Annotated in this window: 9 protein-coding genes and 2 pseudogenes; 2 read left to right on the top strand and 9 right to left on the bottom strand. The window is 69.2% G+C overall.

Annotated features, from left to right (window positions below):
* Positions 1 to 163: 163 nt before the first annotated feature.
* Together OO69_RS23455 and OO69_RS50295 are read left to right on the top strand one after the other, a co-directional pair.
* Complete coding sequence (locus OO69_RS23455) at positions 164 to 1,747, top strand: acyl-CoA carboxylase subunit beta (protein WP_033282700.1); 1,584 nt, start codon at positions 164 to 166, stop codon at positions 1,745 to 1,747.
* A 56-nt stretch (positions 1,748 to 1,803) separates the two neighbouring features.
* Positions 1,804 to 1,995 (top strand): acyl-CoA carboxylase subunit epsilon, encoded by a 192-nt coding sequence (locus OO69_RS50295; RefSeq protein WP_078652542.1) that lies wholly within the window; start codon positions 1,804 to 1,806, stop codon positions 1,993 to 1,995.
* A 66-nt stretch (positions 1,996 to 2,061) separates the two neighbouring features.
* Here the strand turns inward: OO69_RS50295 and OO69_RS23450 are convergent, their stop codons facing one another.
* The 9 genes and pseudogenes from OO69_RS23450 to OO69_RS23410 form a co-directional block, all read right to left on the bottom strand.
* Positions 2,062 to 5,157, bottom strand: a complete 3,096-nt coding sequence (locus OO69_RS23450; protein ID WP_033282699.1) for an NACHT domain-containing protein — start codon at positions 5,155 to 5,157, stop codon at positions 2,062 to 2,064.
* A 142-nt stretch (positions 5,158 to 5,299) separates the two neighbouring features.
* Positions 5,300 to 5,632: pseudogene (locus tag OO69_RS23445) on the bottom strand (GTP-binding protein); the annotation flags it as partial.
* Positions 5,613 to 6,185 (bottom strand): DUF742 domain-containing protein, encoded by a 573-nt coding sequence (locus OO69_RS23440; protein WP_033282698.1) that lies wholly within the window; start codon positions 6,183 to 6,185, stop codon positions 5,613 to 5,615. The pseudogene OO69_RS23445 and the gene OO69_RS23440, both read right to left, overlap by 20 nt.
* 94 nt (positions 6,186 to 6,279) lie before the next feature.
* A complete protein-coding gene (locus OO69_RS23435) occupies positions 6,280 to 6,693 on the bottom strand; it encodes a roadblock/LC7 domain-containing protein (protein WP_019058640.1) in 414 nt (137 codons plus the stop codon).
* A gap of 10 nt (positions 6,694 to 6,703) precedes the next feature.
* Positions 6,704 to 9,997 (bottom strand): nitrate- and nitrite sensing domain-containing protein, encoded by a 3,294-nt coding sequence (locus OO69_RS23430; RefSeq protein WP_033282697.1) that lies wholly within the window; start codon positions 9,995 to 9,997, stop codon positions 6,704 to 6,706.
* Positions 9,998 to 10,415: 418 nt separating this feature from the next.
* A pseudogene (locus OO69_RS23425) lies at positions 10,416 to 10,733 on the bottom strand (GTP-binding protein); the annotation flags it as partial.
* The gene (locus tag OO69_RS23420; RefSeq protein ID WP_019058642.1) at positions 10,714 to 11,112 is read right to left on the bottom strand and encodes a DUF742 domain-containing protein; all 399 of its coding nucleotides are present in this window, start codon (positions 11,110 to 11,112) and stop codon (positions 10,714 to 10,716) included. The gene OO69_RS23420 and the pseudogene OO69_RS23425, both read right to left, overlap by 20 nt.
* A 111-nt stretch (positions 11,113 to 11,223) precedes the next feature.
* Positions 11,224 to 11,637, bottom strand: coding sequence for a roadblock/LC7 domain-containing protein (locus OO69_RS23415; RefSeq protein WP_005479910.1), 414 nt, complete (start codon positions 11,635 to 11,637; stop codon positions 11,224 to 11,226).
* Positions 11,638 to 11,646: 9 nt separating this feature from the next.
* Positions 11,647 to 15,591 (bottom strand): nitrate- and nitrite sensing domain-containing protein, encoded by a 3,945-nt coding sequence (locus tag OO69_RS23410; RefSeq protein ID WP_106971095.1) that lies wholly within the window; start codon positions 15,589 to 15,591, stop codon positions 11,647 to 11,649.
* Positions 15,592 to 16,038: the final 447 nt, after the last annotated feature.

The following is a 16,038-nucleotide window of genomic DNA, read 5'->3' as shown; positions in this document are numbered from 1 at the left end:
CTCAGCTGTCGGGTTTGTGTAACCCCTACAACCACCATGCCCCGTGAGCAGTCGGAACGGCTGCATGCCGGTGAGGTTCTGTTCAGTGGCACCAGGAAAACGGTCCGGAGACTGTGAAGAGTCGACGGCGCCCTTTCCTTGGTCCCCTTCGTAGGGTCAGTACATGACCGTTTTGGATGAGGCGCCGGGTGAGCCGACGGACGCGCGCGGGCGAGTGGCCGAGCTGCACGAGATCCGTGCGCGGGCACTGGCCGGCCCGAGCGAGAAGGCGACCGAGGCGCAGCACGCCAAGGGGAAGCTGACCGGCCGGGAGCGTATCGACCTGCTCCTCGACCCCGGGTCCTTCCGCGAGGTCGAGCAGCTGCGCCGGCACCGCGCCGTCGGCTTCGGCCTGGAGGCCAAGAAGCCGTACACCGACGGTGTCATCACCGGCTGGGGCACGGTCGAGGGCCGCACGGTCTTCGTCTACGCGCACGACTTCCGCATCTTCGGCGGCGCGCTGGGCGAGGCCCACGCCACGAAGATCCACAAGATCATGGACATGGCCATCGCGGCGGGCGCTCCGCTGGTGTCGCTCAACGACGGCGCCGGTGCCCGTATCCAGGAGGGCGTCTCTGCCCTCGCCGGCTATGGCGGCATCTTCCAGCGCAACACCAAGGCGTCCGGTGTCATCCCGCAGATCAGCGTGATGCTCGGCCCGTGCGCGGGTGGCGCGGCCTACAGCCCCGCTCTGACGGACTTCGTGTTCATGGTCCGCGAGACGTCCCAGATGTTCATCACCGGTCCGGACGTCGTCAAGGCGGTCACCGGTGAGGAGATCTCGCAGAACGGCCTCGGCGGCGCCGACGTCCACGCGGAGACCTCCGGCGTCTGCCACTTCGCGTACGACGACGAGGAGACCTGCCTCGCCGAGGTGCGCTACCTCCTGTCGATGCTCCCGCAGAACAACCGCGAGAACCCGCCCCGCGCCGAGTCGAGCGACGAGGCCGAGCGCCGCTCGGAGATTCTGCTGGACCTGGTTCCGGCCGACGGCAACCGGCCGTACGACATGACCAAGGTCATCGAGGAGATCGTCGACGACGGCGACTACCTCGAGGTCCACGAGCGCTGGGCCCGCAACATCATCTGCGCGCTGGCCCGCCTCGACGGCCAGGTCGTCGGCATCGTCGCCAACCAGCCGCAGACCCTCGCGGGCGTCCTGGACATCGAGGCCAGCGAAAAAGCTGCGCGCTTTGTCCAGATGTGTGACGCTTTTAACATTCCGATCGTTACGTTCCTGGACGTTCCGGGATTCCTTCCCGGCGTCGACCAGGAGCACGGCGGAATCATCCGGCACGGAGCGAAGCTGCTCTACGCGTACTGCAACGCCACCGTGCCGAGGATTTCGCTCATCCTGCGCAAGGCGTACGGAGGTGCCTACATCGTCATGGACAGCCAGTCCATCGGCGCCGACCTCACCTACGCCTGGCCCACCAACGAGATCGCCGTGATGGGCGCCGAAGGTGCCGCCAACGTCATCTTCCGCCGCCAGATCGCCGACGCCGAGGACCCCGAGGCGATGCGGACGCGCATGGTCAAGGAGTACAAGTCCGAGCTGATGCACCCGTACTACGCGGCTGAGCGCGGACTCGTCGACGACGTCATCGACCCGGCCGAGACCCGCGAAGTACTCATCAAGTCGCTCGCGATGCTGCACACCAAGCACGCGGACCTGCCCTCGCGCAAGCACGGCAACCCCCCGCAGTAACCCAGCGGACCCTCCGCGCTACCCGTGCGGAAACCTCAGCCACGGAGACTGAACCTATGAGCACCCCTGACATTCGTGTCGAGAAGGGCCACGCCGAGCCCGAGGAAGTCGCCGCGATCACGGCGATCCTGCTGGCTCGTGCGGCGGCTGCGCCTGCGGAGGCTCCGGCCCACCGTCCGTTGCCTAAGGCCGGCTGGCGTCGGCTGGAGCGCGAGGGTGGATTCCGCGCTCCGCATAGCTGGCACTGAGGCTTTTAGCGCGTTCACGGCGGCCCCATTCTCCTTCGGGAGGGTGGGGCCGTTGGCGTTTGTGGGTCAGGTGATGGTGAGGTTTTTGACTGGGAGGTCGAGGGTGGTGATGGGGGTGCCGTCGGGAGTCTGGCAGGAACTGAGGGTCAGTGAGTTGAGGGAACTGAGGTCACAGTAGGCGCGGGGGTCCGCAGGCACGAGGCAGTCAAACAGCGTGAGCGCTCGCAGGTTGGCCGGAAGGGAGTCACGCGCTGTCAGCCACACCGGCAGGTACATGTTTATGAGGTTGAGGGAATAGAGCCCGAGCATGGCGGAGATGTCCCTCAGGACACGCGGTTGACACATGCTCACGGTCGACAGATAGAGGTATTTGACAGCGGGCAAATCGATCGATGCCGTCAGTTCGCTGGTCTCGCTCAGCTCGTGGAGGCCCAACGAGGGCGTCATCGACCCAAGACGCAGACTGCCGAGGTTGGCCATGCCCCCGCGGCCGAGCCCCAGGTAGAAGAGTTTCCCCAAGTTCTCCATGGATTCGAGCCCGTGAAGCTTGCCTTGCCCAAAGACCGTGAGCATCTCCAGCCGTGGGTGAGCCGTCAGCACTGAGAGGTCTCCGGGGCCACGGAGGTTGTAGACCGACAGAATCCTCAGGGGCGGGAGCTGGTCCACGGCAGCGAGTGTCGGGAGCGGGTAGTCGATCGACAGCTTCGTGATGGACTGCAATCGAGTTGCTGCACGCCACTGCTGGGAGTGTCTGAGACTGACGTCGTGTTCCTCCAGCGGCATCCCCGCCAGTACCTGCTCGCCGTAGGCGTCCGCGTCGAAATACGCCCAGGCCTCGATGATTCCTTTAATAACAGGGTCGCGCCGGTCCTCGGCGTACCCCACCATCAACGCCAACGCTTCCTCACCGCCGATCATCGCCACGGTCCGTACCGTCTGCACCGCGGCCTTCTCCGTCAACTCGCCCAGAGAACGCGGCAACCGCCGCAGCAAGCTCGTTCCCACAGCCGCCAGAGCCGGCGGGTCCGTCTGCCTACGAGCCGGCAGCAGCGCCGCGACCGCCCCGTCCAGCCGCCCCGCCAGCCCCTCCGAAACCGTCGGCAACGTCTCCTGACAAGAAGCCGCGAGCAACCGCAACACCCGCGCATACCGGGGTTCCGCCTCCGCCCGATCCAAGATCCCGTCCAACAACTCTTGCCGCTGACGGGAGTTGGCATGCCCCGCAGCCATGACGATCGTCTCGCGCCACAGGTCCAGATGGGCCCGCCCGACGAGATTGCCGATCCGGTCCTCCTCCGTGGCCTCCTCGGCGGCGAGGTACTCCTGGAAGGTCCGATGGACGAAGTCCAGGCGGCCTTCCACCGGGGAGCGGAGGATCCCGGAGCGGTCCCGCAACTGCTCCAGAACGCCGTGACCGTCCTGCACCTCCAGGTGCCGCATCGCCGAAAGCTTGCCCGCGACATGGACGGCAGCCTGGTCCAGGGCGATCTCGCTGCGGTTGTTGTCCGACAGACGCCACGCCAAATCCCGCAGCACGACCAACTTGTCGCCGAGGCTCAGCTTGCTGTCCACCGCACTCGGCACGTTCCGGTCGGCGTCGCGGTCGTGGACCAGGGTATGGAGCGCGTTCCGGTACAACTCCATGCGATCCCGAGGGAGTTGGCTACCCCGGTTCAGATGCATCGCGCACAGCATCGCCGCCAGCAATGGCGTCCCCGCCAGGGACTGGAGATGCGCACGGTCCTTAAGGCTGTTCAGCAGGGACTGCTCGTAGCGCGGCAACTCGTCCACGCCGCAGGGAAGTTCGTCCCCCAGCTCCCGCACCGCCTCGTGCCACTGCCGTACGAACGCCGCCAGGTCAGGCGGTGTCATCCGGTCCAGGTGCAGCGCGGTGAAGTCCTCCCGGCGGAGCCAATCCGCCCCGGCGGCGGTCGGACGGGAGGTCACGACCACCCGTATGCCGCCGTACGCCCCAAGCAACTTGCGCAGCCAGTCCCGTACCGACCGCCGTTCCGAGCCGAGCAGCTCGTCCACTCCGTCCACCAGCAACAGGACCTTGTTGTCCCGGAGTTGGCGTTCCACCCACCCCCTGGGCATGATCCCGGTGATGTTCCCGGCGACGCCGTCCAGCAGTTCCTCGGGCGTCTTGGGCAGTGAACGGCCGCTGTACTCACGGAGCTTGACGAAGACCGGCGTGAGGCCGTTCCAGTCGGCCAGTTCCGCGGTGAAGGCGCCCCGCGCCGCCGTGATCGCCAGCCAGCGCAGCAGTGTGGTCTTGCCGGAGCCCGCCTCACCGCGCAGGAGGACCCTGGACGCCCCGCCGAGCGCCGACTCCACCCGCATCCCGGAACTCTCCGTCCCGGACTCCTCCCAGCCGCTCAGGTCCGGCCTGAGGGGTAGTGCGCGGACGGAGCGGCGGCGGGTTCCGTCGTCACCCGTGGCGCGCAGGCTGACGTAGGCCACCGACAGCCGTACCTGCGCGGCGGCGCGGTCGGACGTACGGCGGAACAGTTCCACCTCGTCGAGGGTGTTGCTGACCAGCTCCATGTACCAGCGGCGGAACTGGTGGTCCTGATCCGTGCCGTCGGGGGCGAACAGGGAGCGGTCGGGGAGGCGTTCGAGGATGCGGGCTACCCGGTCGCTCAACGAGCTGGTGCGGGCGAGCAGTTCGGCCAGGGTGCGCTCCTCGAAGACCGGGAGGGTCCGCACGATGCTGACGTAGTACTCGCAGCACTCGCTGAAGAGGAGGTCGTAGAGGCGTGTCTCGGGTTCGTTCAGGCCTGTCGGCGCGCTCACCGATGCCGTGATGCGGCGGATCAGTTCGGCCGGTTGGGCGTCCGCCGCCAGGATCGCCTCGTCGGACAGGTCGGCGCGCTCGAACGTGTCGCACACCCCGTTGAGGGCCGCCTCGCGGCCGCTCTCGTCCAGGCCGCGGAACTCCTGGGCCAGGAACGGCTCCAGGCGTGCGGCCACCGTGTCGGCCATCTCCTCGAACTGGCGCTGGACGCTGCGCTGTTGGCGCAGGCCCGGCAGCCGTCGTCGTACGAGATCGTCCATCGGGAGCCGGCGTTCCTGCTCCTGCCGCTTGCCGCCCAGCCACGTCTGCGCCGCCGCCCTCACCACGGTCGTCCCCAGGCGTAGTGCAGCCGCCTCCGCGCTCATCCTGTCCCCCTTGCCGAACCGAAGAGCGTTCATTGTGGCAGGGGGTACGACAAAGGGGCCTACTCCAGCCGGAGTTGGCCCCTTGGCGTGGTGATGCCGCGTACTACCGGAGGCGGGCCATGAGCGCGTGCTCGACCAGCGTGATCAGCGCGCCGATCGCGCCGCGCACCAGGTCGTCCCACATGAACCAGAAGCGGTCCTGACCGGGCGTACCGAAGAGGTACAGGATCAGGTCCTGGTCCAGGGTGATACGGCCGAAGTCCATCGCGACCGTGGTGGTGGTCTTGTCTCCGGTGTGGGTGAGGTCGTCGATGCCCGCGGACGCGGACGTCATCACAGCCTCGGTACGCAGCGGGTTGATCTCCGAGACGGCCCCGACGAACGTGGTCTTGCCCACGCCGAAGCCACCCGCCACCACGATCTTCGCCGAGGTGGTGGAGCGGGAAGGCCCTCCGCTAGAGCTTGCGAAGTCCACTGAGCACCCTTTCGAGCAGTGTCACATCTGGCTGGCCGCCGGCGTTCTCGTCGCCGCCGGGTTGATGGATGGCGACCAGGCCCGCCTCCGCCAAGTCGGCGACGAGGATCCTGGCCACACCGAGAGGGATCGTCAGGAGGGCCGAGATCTCGGCCACCGACTTGATCTCCCGGCAGAGGTTGCAGATCCGCTGATGCTCGGGCAACTGGCCCTGCATCTGGTGCGGCTGCGCGGTGGTGTGCACCAGCGCCTCGATGGCGAGCTGGTAGCGGGGGCGGGTCCGGCCGCCGGTCATGGCGTACGGACGCACCAAGGGGTTGCTCGACGACCCGGCGGGTGCCGACTCGGGTGAGCGTCGATGCGGCTGCACGGGCTGGATGCGCGGCGCCGGAGGCTGGTCGTACGGCGACGGGCCGGGGCCCTGCGGGTACTGCGGGCGGCGCGGGGACGGCGAGGAGGGGAAGTTGTACCGGTTCTGGGAACCGTCGCCCTGCCCCTGGCCGGGGCCGTACGACCAGTTGCCCGAAGACGAACCGCCTGGGGGTGTTGCCACTTTCTCCTCCTCCGACTGTGCCGGGCACCCATCAATGTGGAGCCGCGTCCCGAAACCTTATGGCCTCAGGACGCCAAAACGCACCGTCCGTCTGTTAGTTGAGAAGGCTCCCCTGGAGCTCTGCTCGAAGGTCCGGGGTCAGGACCGTACCGGCACGGTCCACCAGAAGGGCCATCTCGTACCCAATGAGGCCGATGTCCGCCTCGGGGTGCGCGAGAACCGCGAGCGAGGAACCATCGGATACGGACATGAGGAAGAGGAATCCCCGCTCCATCTCCACAACCGTCTGGTTCACGGCACCGCCCTCGAAGATGCGGGAGGCGCCCGCGGTCAGCGAGGTCAGACCCGACGCGACGGCCGCCAACTGGTCGGCACGGTCGCGCGGGAAGCCGTCGGACATCGCCAGCAGGAGTCCGTCGGCGGAGACCACCACCGTGTGGGACACCCCAGGGGTGTTGTCCACGAAGTTGGTGATCAACCAGTTCAGGTTCTGCGCCGCCTGGCTCATCGGGCTCACACTAACGCTCCTGGTTGTAGGTGCTGTCAGAGCCGAAGCCCTGACCGTTCGTTTCACTGCCTTCGCTGCGTCCCCGCTGGACCCCGCGGCGCAGGTTGCTCAGCCTGCCCCGGATGTCCTCGGGAGCGCGGGAGACCTGGGGGCCGCCCTGCGGGGTGCTCTCGGCGGTGCCCTCGACCAGGTTGGCCTTGGGTACCCGCCGCGGCAGGCCGGAGGAGGTGACCCCGCCCGCCTTCGGCTTCTTCAGCGCCGACGCCTGCTGCCAGCGCTCGTCGTTCGCGGAGCGCCAGTCCACGGCTCCGGTGCCGCCGTTCGCCGTGCCGAAGACATCGACCTTGCTCTCCGGCGCCGCTGAGGCCGGCTGCGCGGGCTGCGAACCGTTCGTACTCGTGCCGTTCCCGGTCGAACCGCGGCGCGGCAGTCCGGCGTCGGTCAGGGCGTGGACTGCGGAGGGGGCCGGTCCCGGACGCTCGAAGCCTACGTGGTCCCGCTCACTCACGTCAGCGGCCTGCGTGGACTCCGCTTCCGGAGCGTACTGGTCCGGGTACCCGTTGCGGTAACCGTCCTGCTGCGGCCAGTCGTCCTGGTAGGACGGCTCTTCGAAGGTCGGATACGTCTCCGACCCCGTGGGGTGCTGCGACGGGTGCTCCTCCTGCGCCGGCTCGGCGTAACCCGGCTCCGGGTAACCGCCGTTCGCCGGGAAGGAGTCGGGGAAGGCGTCGGTCCCCGGTGCCGTGCCGTTCGGCGGGAAGTACTGCTCGTCGTACGAGGGCTGGCGCGGCTCGTCGTACGACGTCTGCTGCTGCTCCTCGTACGCCGGCTGGCCGGTGAAGCCGGTCGGCTGGTCCTGGTAGCCCTGCTGGCCGTTGCCGTACGGCTGCTGCTGCGGGGCGTCGAACTCGTTGAACTCCGCGTACTCGCCCGCTTCGAGCTCCTGGCCCGGCTTCTGGGACTCCAGGGCCGCGCGGCGCTCCTCGCGCATCAGCGAGCGGCCCACCGGGTCCAGCTCGCGGATGTCGTCCGGCACCTCGGAGTAGCGGGTGTCGTCGAAGCCGAGCTCGGCGGCCGTGCGCAGCGGGGCCTGGTTGAAGTCCTCGCCCTGGTACTGCGGCTGCTGGGGCTGCTCCGGCATGATCTGCGAGACGGTGAACTCGTCGCGCTGGAGCTGCGACTCACCACCGCCACCGTGCGTGATCGCGTCCGGCAGCATGACCAGCGAGGTCGTGCCGGCCTGCTCGCCGGAGGGGCGGAGCTGGACGCGGATGCCGTGCCGGTCGGACAGGCGGCCGACCACGAACAGGCCCATGCGCTGGGAGATCGCGACGTCCACGGTCGGCGGGTTGGCCAGCTTGTGGTTGATGTCCGCGAAGTCCTCGGCGGTGAGGCCGATGCCCTTGTCGTGGATCTCGATCATGACCCGGCCGTCGGGGAGACGGGTGGCCGTCACGCGGACCTTGGTCTGCGGGGAGGAGAAGGTCGTCGCGTTCTCCAGCAGCTCGGCGAGCAGGTGCACGAGGTCGGTCACGGCGCGGCCGTGGATCTCGGCCTCCGGGACGCCCGACAGCTCGATGCGCTCGTACTGCTCCACCTCGGAGGAGGCGGCGCGCAGCACGTCGACCAGCGGGACCGGCTGGTCCCAGCGGCGGCCGGGCTCCTCGCCGGCGAGGACCAGGAGGTTCTCGCCGTTGCGGCGCATACGGGTCGCGAGGTGGTCCAGCCGGAAGAGGTTCTCCAGCTGGTCCGGGTCGGCCTCGTTGTTCTCCAGGTCGGTGATGAGGGTCAACTGGCCCTCGATCAACGACTGGTTGCGGCGCGAGAGGTTGGTGAAGATCGCGTTGATGTTGCCCCGCAGGAGCGCCTGCTCGGCGGCCAGTCGTACGGCTTCGCGGTGGACCTGGTCGAAGGCTCTGGCGACTTCGCCGATCTCGTCGGTCGTGGTGATCGGGATCGGGGAGATCCGGGTGTCCACGCGTCCGGGGTCGGTGCGCGAGAGCTGGTCGACCAGCATCGGCAGGCGCTGCTCGGCGATGCCGAAGGCCGCGTTGCGCAGCTGGCGCATCGCGCGGCTCATCTGGCGGGCGACGGCACCGGCCAGGATGAAGGCGAGGAGCAGGGCGACGACGACGGCGGCACCGGTGATGATGGCGTCGCGCTTGGCGGTGTTGGCGATGTCGGACGCCTCGCTCACCGCGGTGTCGGCCTTGTCCTCCTCGATCTTGCGGTAGGCCTCGTACTTGAGGGTCGTACCCGCCCACCAGTTCTGCGCGGTGATGCCCTTCGTGGCGAGCACCGCGCGCGCCGAGGCGTCGGTGGTCTGCAGCTGCGACATCGCCGTGATCATGTCGATCGGGTTGGCGGGCGGCGGCACGTACGTCTCGTTGGCGGCCTTCGCCTGCGCGGCGGCCTGCTTGACCATGGCCGCGCCGTCGGTCTTGACCTTCGCCAGGGCCGTGTTCAGCCGCGCGATGTCCGCGTCGGTGCCACCGGCCTGGTACTCCTGGATGGCGATGCCCTCCAGGTACGCGTACGAGGTGATCGCGGTGCGCTGCGTGGCCAGGCTGCCCTCGCCGGGGCCGGGCTTCACCAGCAGGTGCATGCCGATGGAACGCTCCAGCGAGAGCGCGCCCTTGGCGAGTGCGATGGCGTAGACGGAGCGGCCGTAGCTGGTGATGTTGCCGGTGCCGAGGCCCAGTTCGTTCGAGAACTCGAGGAGCGGGTGCTCCAGGTTGACGTAGGCCTCTTCGGTCTGCACACCCGTGAACTTGGTGGTGTACGCGGCGGCCCGGATGGACGTCAGCTGCGGTTCGACCTTGCGGAAGCGGCTGAGCCGGCGTTCCAGGCCCGACTGGTCCGGCATGTTCTGCGCGGCCTTGTCGAAGGTGTCCGCGGCGTCGTCCGTGGCCTTGCGGGCGGCGACGACCGTCGGGTCCTTCACGCCCTTGCCCAGCAGCAGCGGTGCGGCGGTGGTGTCACGCTCGTTGGTGATCGCGTTGCTGTAGGTCAGGGCCGCCTGCACCAGGCGGGCGGTCTTCTCCGCGTCCTCGGCGTTCTGCCAGGTGTCGATCGAGCTCTTCACCTGGAAGCCGCCCATGACGAGGCCGACCACCACGGGTATGAGCAGAATCGCGTTCAGCCTGGTCGGCACCCGCCAGTTGCGGGGGGAGAAACGGCCGCCGCTCGGAGCGGGTGGCGCCGTGGGCTCCGAGCCTGGCACAGGGGCGGGCGCCGCTCCGCGCGGCGGCGGGGTGAAGTTGCCCCGGGCCGACGGCTCGGGACCGTTCTTGCTTCGCCTCACTCGACCAACAACCTTCCGGCGGTCGGCACCTATCGTCGTGCCGCAGTGTCTCAAGCCCGTCAACGACCTCTGCTTATCAGTACGTCGTTGACTATTGGGCAGTTCACGCATTCCAGCACGTCAGCATGCGCGATTCCAAACAGTCGGAACCGCGGATTCCGAGTGATGTAAGCCCCAGATAAAACGGTCATAAAGAGCGAGCCCCGCCAAAAGACGGGGCTTTGTTAGCGCAGTGGCACCGGATGACCGCGACGCGTTGCGGTACCACCCGATTCCTCTGCCGAAACGTTATGAACACCGGGGCCGACCGTGTCAAAGGCCACAGCCGGCTCCGGGGTGTCTACGACAACTGCCGTATGGCGCTGCCGACTTGAGCACTGCATTCAGGGCTCGCCGCGTGCTACCGCAGCCGGGCCATGCCGATCGCGCCGCGCACCAGGTCGTCCCACATGAACCAGAAGCGGTCCTGACCGGGCGTACCGAAGAGGTACAGGATCAGGTCCTGGTCCAGGGTGATGCGTCCGAAGTCCATGGCCACCGTGGTGGTGGTCTTGTCCCCGGTGTGGGTGAGGTCGTCGATGCCCGCGGACGCGGACGTCATGACGGCCTCCGTGCGCAGCGGGTTGATCTCCGAGACGGCACCCACGAACGTGGTCTTGCCGACGCCGAAGCCACCCGCCACCACGATCTTCGCGGAGGTGGTCGCCCGCCCTCCGTCAGAGCTTGCGAAGTCCACTGAGCACCCTTTCGAGCAGCGTCACGTCCGGTGCGCCGCCGTTGTTCTCGTCGCCGCCCGGCTGGTGGATGGCCACCAGACCGGCCTCGGCGAGGTCCGCGACGAGGATCCTGGCCACACCGAGGGGCATGGCGAGGAGTGCCGACACCTCCGCGACCGACTTGACCTCGCGGCACAGGTGGCAGATGCGCTGGTGCTCAGGGAGCAGTCCCATCAGCGCTGCCGGGTCGGCCGTGGTGCTGATCAGCGCCTCGATGGCGAGCTGGTAGCGCGGCCTGGTCCGGCCGCCGGTCATCGCATACGGACGGACCAGCGGCTGGTCGCCCTCGTCCCCGTACGGCTCGGCGTACGGGTCGTGAGAGGCGGTGGGCGGGGTCATGAATCCTCCGGGCGGGACAGCAAGTCGGTCGGGCTAGCCGTCTGACAGGGCCGGTGGGGGGATTGTGGCGGCCGGACGGTGATTTGGTGAGACGGGTGGTGCCGGGGCCGGTCAGTGAAGCAGACTGCCCTGGAGTTCGGCGCGCAGGTCCGGTGTGAGGACCGCCCCCGCGCGGTCGACGAGCAGTGCCATCTCGTAGCCGACGAGACCGATGTCGCACTCGGGGTGCGCGAGCACTGCCAGGGACGAGCCGTCCGAGACGGACATGAGGAAGAGGAATCCCCGCTCCATCTCTACGACCGTCTGTGCCACGTCGCCGCCCTCGAAGATCCGGGATGCCCCGGCCGTCAGCGAGGTGAGCCCGGAGGCCACGGCCGCGAGCTGGTCGGCGCGGTCGCGCGGGAACCCTTCCGACATGGCCAGAAGGAGTCCGTCCGCGGACACGACGACGGTGTGGGACACACCCGGGGTGTTGTCCACGAAGTTGGTTATCAACCAGTTGAGGTTCTGTGCCGCCTGGCTCATCTGGCTCAACTAACGCTCCTGCTGGTGAGTGGGGCTGGGGAAGCTGCCGGTCTGGCCGGTACCCGTACCGGCCTGTCGACCCTGTGCGATGCCCCGACGGAGATTGGTCAGCCGGCCGCGTACGTCATCAGGCGCACGGGAGACCTGCGGACCCGTTTGGTGCTGTTGCTGCTGAGCCGTGCCCGGGACGAGGTTCGCCCTGGGCACCCGGCGCGGCAGGCCGGAGGTGGTGACGCCGCCCGCGGCCGGTTGCCGTACACGCTCTGCCTGCCGGACGAGGTCGTCGTTCGGCGAGCTGCGCCACGTACCGCCCGTGGAACGCTGAGGGGGTGTTGTCGCCGGAGCCGACGGTGCCTGCGGCTGCGGGGCGGGAGCGGAGCCGTTGGTCTGGCTCTGCTGCTGTTCCGCCTGCTGGCCGTGGAACCAGTTGGTCTCCAGCGTGTCGTACAGCGGCGTCCTGCCGTCACCGGGACCCGTGGCAGGCGGCAACGCCTCGGGCTCCTGGCGGGTGGGACGCTGCGGGGCGGGCGGCCGCTGGGCGCCGAGGTCGGCGCCGTTGCGGTTCCCGTTGACCTGCGGCCGCTCGAACTGCCCGGTGTTCGCGGGGTTCTGACGGTTCGGCAGATTGTGCTGACCGGTGGAGCCGTTGTCAAAGCCGGGTGTCGCGAACTGGCCCGTGGAGCTGGGGTCGTACGCCTGCGGGACGGCGAACTGTCCCGTGTTGGCCGGGTTCGACGGGTTGTTGGCCGGGGTGTTCGGAGCGCCGAAGACGTCCGAGCGGACGAACTGGCCGCCGTTCTGCGGGGAGTTGGCGTCCGGCCGGGGGAACAAGCCGGTGTCCGCCGGTCCGCCCGCGTTCGGCCGCGGGAACTGTCCGCCGCCCTGCGATCCGTTCGCACCGGGACGGGCGAACTGCCCTGTGTCCTGGGGCCCGTTGGCATCCTGCCGGGGGAACTGGCCGGTGTTCTGCGAGCCGTTGGCACCGGGACGCGGGAACTGGCCCGTGTTCTGCTGCCCGTTGGGGCGCGGGAACTGGCCGCTGTCCTGGGCGTCGAGGCGCGGTATCGCCGGCATCTCCGTCGTGGCCGCGGGGCCCTGGCGGTCGTCGATGCGCGGCATCCGGGAGGTCTGCTCCGCGTCCCGCTCGTCGTGACCGCGCGGGGCGTCGAGGTTGCCGCGGCCCAGCGGGGGCTGCGCGTTCTCGTCGCTCCAGCTCGGGCGCTGGCCGTTGTTGCCGCCGGGCAGCTCGGCCCGGGCGCCACCGCGCGGCGGAAGCTGCGGCTGGCGGTTGCGGCGCCGGCCACCACCGCGGGGCGGCTCGGGCTCGTCGTTGCTCGTGCGCTGCGGCGGCACCGGGTTGCCCTGCGGCGGGGGTCCGCCGAAGGCGTCCTGGCGACCGTCGCCGAAGCCCTGGGGGGCACCGGGACCGGCTGCCTGGAGACCCTGCGGGGCACCCGGGGCCTGGCCGAAGAGACCGGCACCGGAACCCGCGGCCGGACGGCCCTGCGGCGCCGAGGGACCCTGAGGTCCACGCGCACCGCCCGGACCACCGGGACCGCCGGGTCCGCCCGGACGTCCACCGCCCGTACCGGGCAGCGCGGCCCGCGGGCCCTGACCGGCGCCGACCTGGCCGCGCGGAGCGGCCCCGGCACCGAGAAGTCCACCGTTGCCACCGGCGGGCGCACCCGCGCCGAGCGCGGAGCCGTTCTGGCCGTTGCCCCGGCGGGCCGCACCGGCACCGGCCGCGGCGGCTGCCGCCGCGGAACCGACGGCGGCCTGACCGGGCTTGCCCGGAGCGGGCTTCTTGCCGCCCTGGGCGACGTCGACGGGGAGCATGACCAGCGCGGTCGTACCACCGGAGTCGGAGGGACGGAGCTGGATGCGGATGCCGTGGCGCTGCGAGAGGCGGCCGACCACGAACAGACCCATGCGGCGGGAGACCGAGACGTCCACGGTGGGCGGCGAGGCGAGCCGCTCGTTGATCGCCGCGAGGTCCTCGGGGGAGAGGCCGATACCGGTGTCGTGGATCTCGATCAGCACGCGGCCGTCGGGCAGCGCGTGACCGGTGACCTTGACCTTGGTCTGCGGCGAGGAGAAGGAGGTCGCGTTCTCGAGCAGCTCGGCGAGGAGGTGCACGAGGTCGTTGACCACACGGCCGGCGACTTCGGTGGTCGGCACGGAGGAGAGCTCGATGCGCTCGTACTGCTCCACCTCGGAGGCGGCGGCGCGGAGCACGTCGACCAGCGGGACCGGACGGGTCCAGCGGCGGCCGGGCTCCTCACCGGCGAGGACCAGGAGGTTCTCGCCGTTACGGCGCATGCGGGTCGCGAGGTGGTCGAGCTTGAAGAGGGAGGACAGCTGGTCCGGGTCGGCCTCGCGGGACTCCAGCTCGGAGATGAGCGAGAGCTGACGCTGGATGAGGCCCTGGGAGCGGCGCGAGAGGTTGGTGAACATCGCGTTGACGTTGCCCCGCAGGAGGGCCTGCTCGGCGGCGAGGCGGACGGCCTCGCGGTGCACGTCGTCGAAGGCCGCGGCCACCTGGCCGATCTCGTCCCGGGAGTGCACACCGACCGACTCCACGGACGTGTCGACGTCCTGCGGGTCGGACTCGGAGAGCTGCTTGACCAGCTCGGGCAGCCGGTCCTGGGCGACCTTGTTGGCGGTCTCCTGGAGGCGGCGCAGCGAGCGGATCATGGACCGGGCGATGACGAAGGCGCCGACGAGGGAGACACCGAGCACGAGCAGGATCAGCGCACCGGAGATGATCGCCTCGCGCTCGGAGGCGGAGCGCAGCTCGCGGGCCTTCTGCTCCATGTCCTCGAGCAGCGTGTGCTCGATCTTCTTCATCTGCTCGATCTTGGTCGAGCTGTCGTCCACCCAGTCCTTGTAGGACCGCTTGTCCAGCGAGGCCAGGCCGTTGGCGTTGTCGAGGACGCGCTGGGCGTAAGTGTCGGCCGACTCGATGGTCGGGTTGCCGTCCTCGATGGGCGCGATGAGTTCCTCGGCGCCCTGGTTGCCGTAGATGTTGCGGAAGATGCTCAGTTCCGACTTCTCGCTCTCCAGGGCGGAGTCGGCGTAGAGCCGGTCGTTGGGGGAGAGGGAGCCCTGCTGCGTGTTGTTGTTCGGCAGGGCCGCCGCGATCACGGCGCGCTGCACGGACGAGAACTCCTTGGCGGCGGAGAAGGCCGCCAGGGCACGCGTGCGCTGGATCATCTCCGGGTTGCTGGTCGCCTCGGCCATGTCCTGCGAGAGGTCGAGCAGCTGGCTGATCAGCCGGTGGTAGGCGTCGACCGTCTGCGTCGAGTTGCCCTTCGACTGGTACGCCGACTTGCGGATCTTGTCGAGGTTGTCCAGCTCGGTCGCGAGACCGACCAGGCTCTCCCGGACACCCTGGAGCTGGCCGGTCTTGCTGGCGCTGTCCACCTCTTCCGAGGCGTTGATGAAGTTGTCGCGGGCGCGGTCGGTCTTCTCCTCGTAGCCCTTGACCTCGTAGTCGGTGGCCTTGCCACCGTGCGAGAGGGGACCGGCCGACTGGTCGCGCTCCTCCTGGAGCGCGGTGGCCAGCTCGGTGGCCTGCTTGGTCATGTCCGTCAGCAGCTTCATGTTGTCGAGCTGCTGGATGTCGGTCATGGAGTCGCTGATGCGCAGGGCGCCCAGCGAGGTGGCCGCGACCACCGGGAGCGCGAGCAGCGAGACCAGGCGCGTGGAGATGCGCCAGTTACGCAGAGCGACGCGCGATCCGGGTCCTGGTGCGCCCGACGGCGGCTTCACCGGGGGCGTGGGGGTCGGGGCTGCGGACACACCGGGGCGCCCGGGGCCTCCACCGTCGCCTGACGGCGCCGGGCCCGGGTTCTGGGCGTGCTGGGGCGAGGAGCTGCCGGTCTTGGGGCCAGCCCCGCCATGCGGCTCCGGCTCCGCCGAAGCACTGCCATCCCTCTTGAAACGTCCCTGCACTAGCGTCGCAACCTCTGGACCAGGCGCCCCTCCGCGCGAACGGAAGGACGGTGTCGGCGTCTTAGGGAGCGCCCTGAACGCGCCCCCCAGTGTGTGGTCGTGAGTGACCGGCGCTGCTCCCCCTTCCGCCGCCCCTGGCGCTGCGTTGCGCCCTCTGCGCGCCGGGCTGATTCTGCGGCGGTCCGTGGAATTCCAGCACAGTGCCGGATCTCCAACAAGGCCCGTAGGCCAGGCTGTGACCTGTGTGACACCGCGTGAGGGGTGCGTCACGAGACGTAGAAAGCTATTCACTCCAAAGGGGGCATATCCCTACGACCCCTGGGGGCATGCCATGTGCCCAAGTCGCCATGATCAGGAGCGGAATGACAGCTTCAAGGGGGCAATGTCCGTTTCGTTGAGGTGAGTTGGGGGTCCGAATTGGACGCTTTGCCCATGCGGCCGTGAGCA

The organism is Streptomyces sp. NRRL F-525 (assembly GCF_000716605.1).
In the GTDB taxonomy this organism is placed as follows: Bacteria; Actinomycetota; Actinomycetes; order Streptomycetales; family Streptomycetaceae; genus Streptomyces.
The sequence above is the reverse complement of the archived record's forward strand: the minus strand, read 5'-3'. Positions and strand labels throughout refer to the sequence as shown.

Excerpts from the sequence above, each read along its gene's own strand:
- OO69_RS23455 (WP_033282700.1), top strand. The coding sequence starts at position 164 with ATGACCGTTTTGGATGAGGCGCCGGGTGAGCCGACGGACGCGCGCGGG.
- OO69_RS50295 (WP_078652542.1), top strand. The coding sequence starts at position 1,804 with ATGAGCACCCCTGACATTCGTGTCGAGAAGGGCCACGCCGAGCCCGAG.
- OO69_RS23450 (WP_033282699.1), bottom strand. The coding sequence starts at position 5,157 with ATGAGCGCGGAGGCGGCTGCACTACGCCTGGGGACGACCGTGGTGAGG.
- OO69_RS23435 (WP_019058640.1), bottom strand. The coding sequence starts at position 6,693 with ATGAGCCAGGCGGCGCAGAACCTGAACTGGTTGATCACCAACTTCGTG.
- OO69_RS23420 (WP_019058642.1), bottom strand. The coding sequence starts at position 11,112 with ATGACCCCGCCCACCGCCTCTCACGACCCGTACGCCGAGCCGTACGGG.
- OO69_RS23415 (WP_005479910.1), bottom strand. The coding sequence starts at position 11,637 with ATGAGCCAGGCGGCACAGAACCTCAACTGGTTGATAACCAACTTCGTG.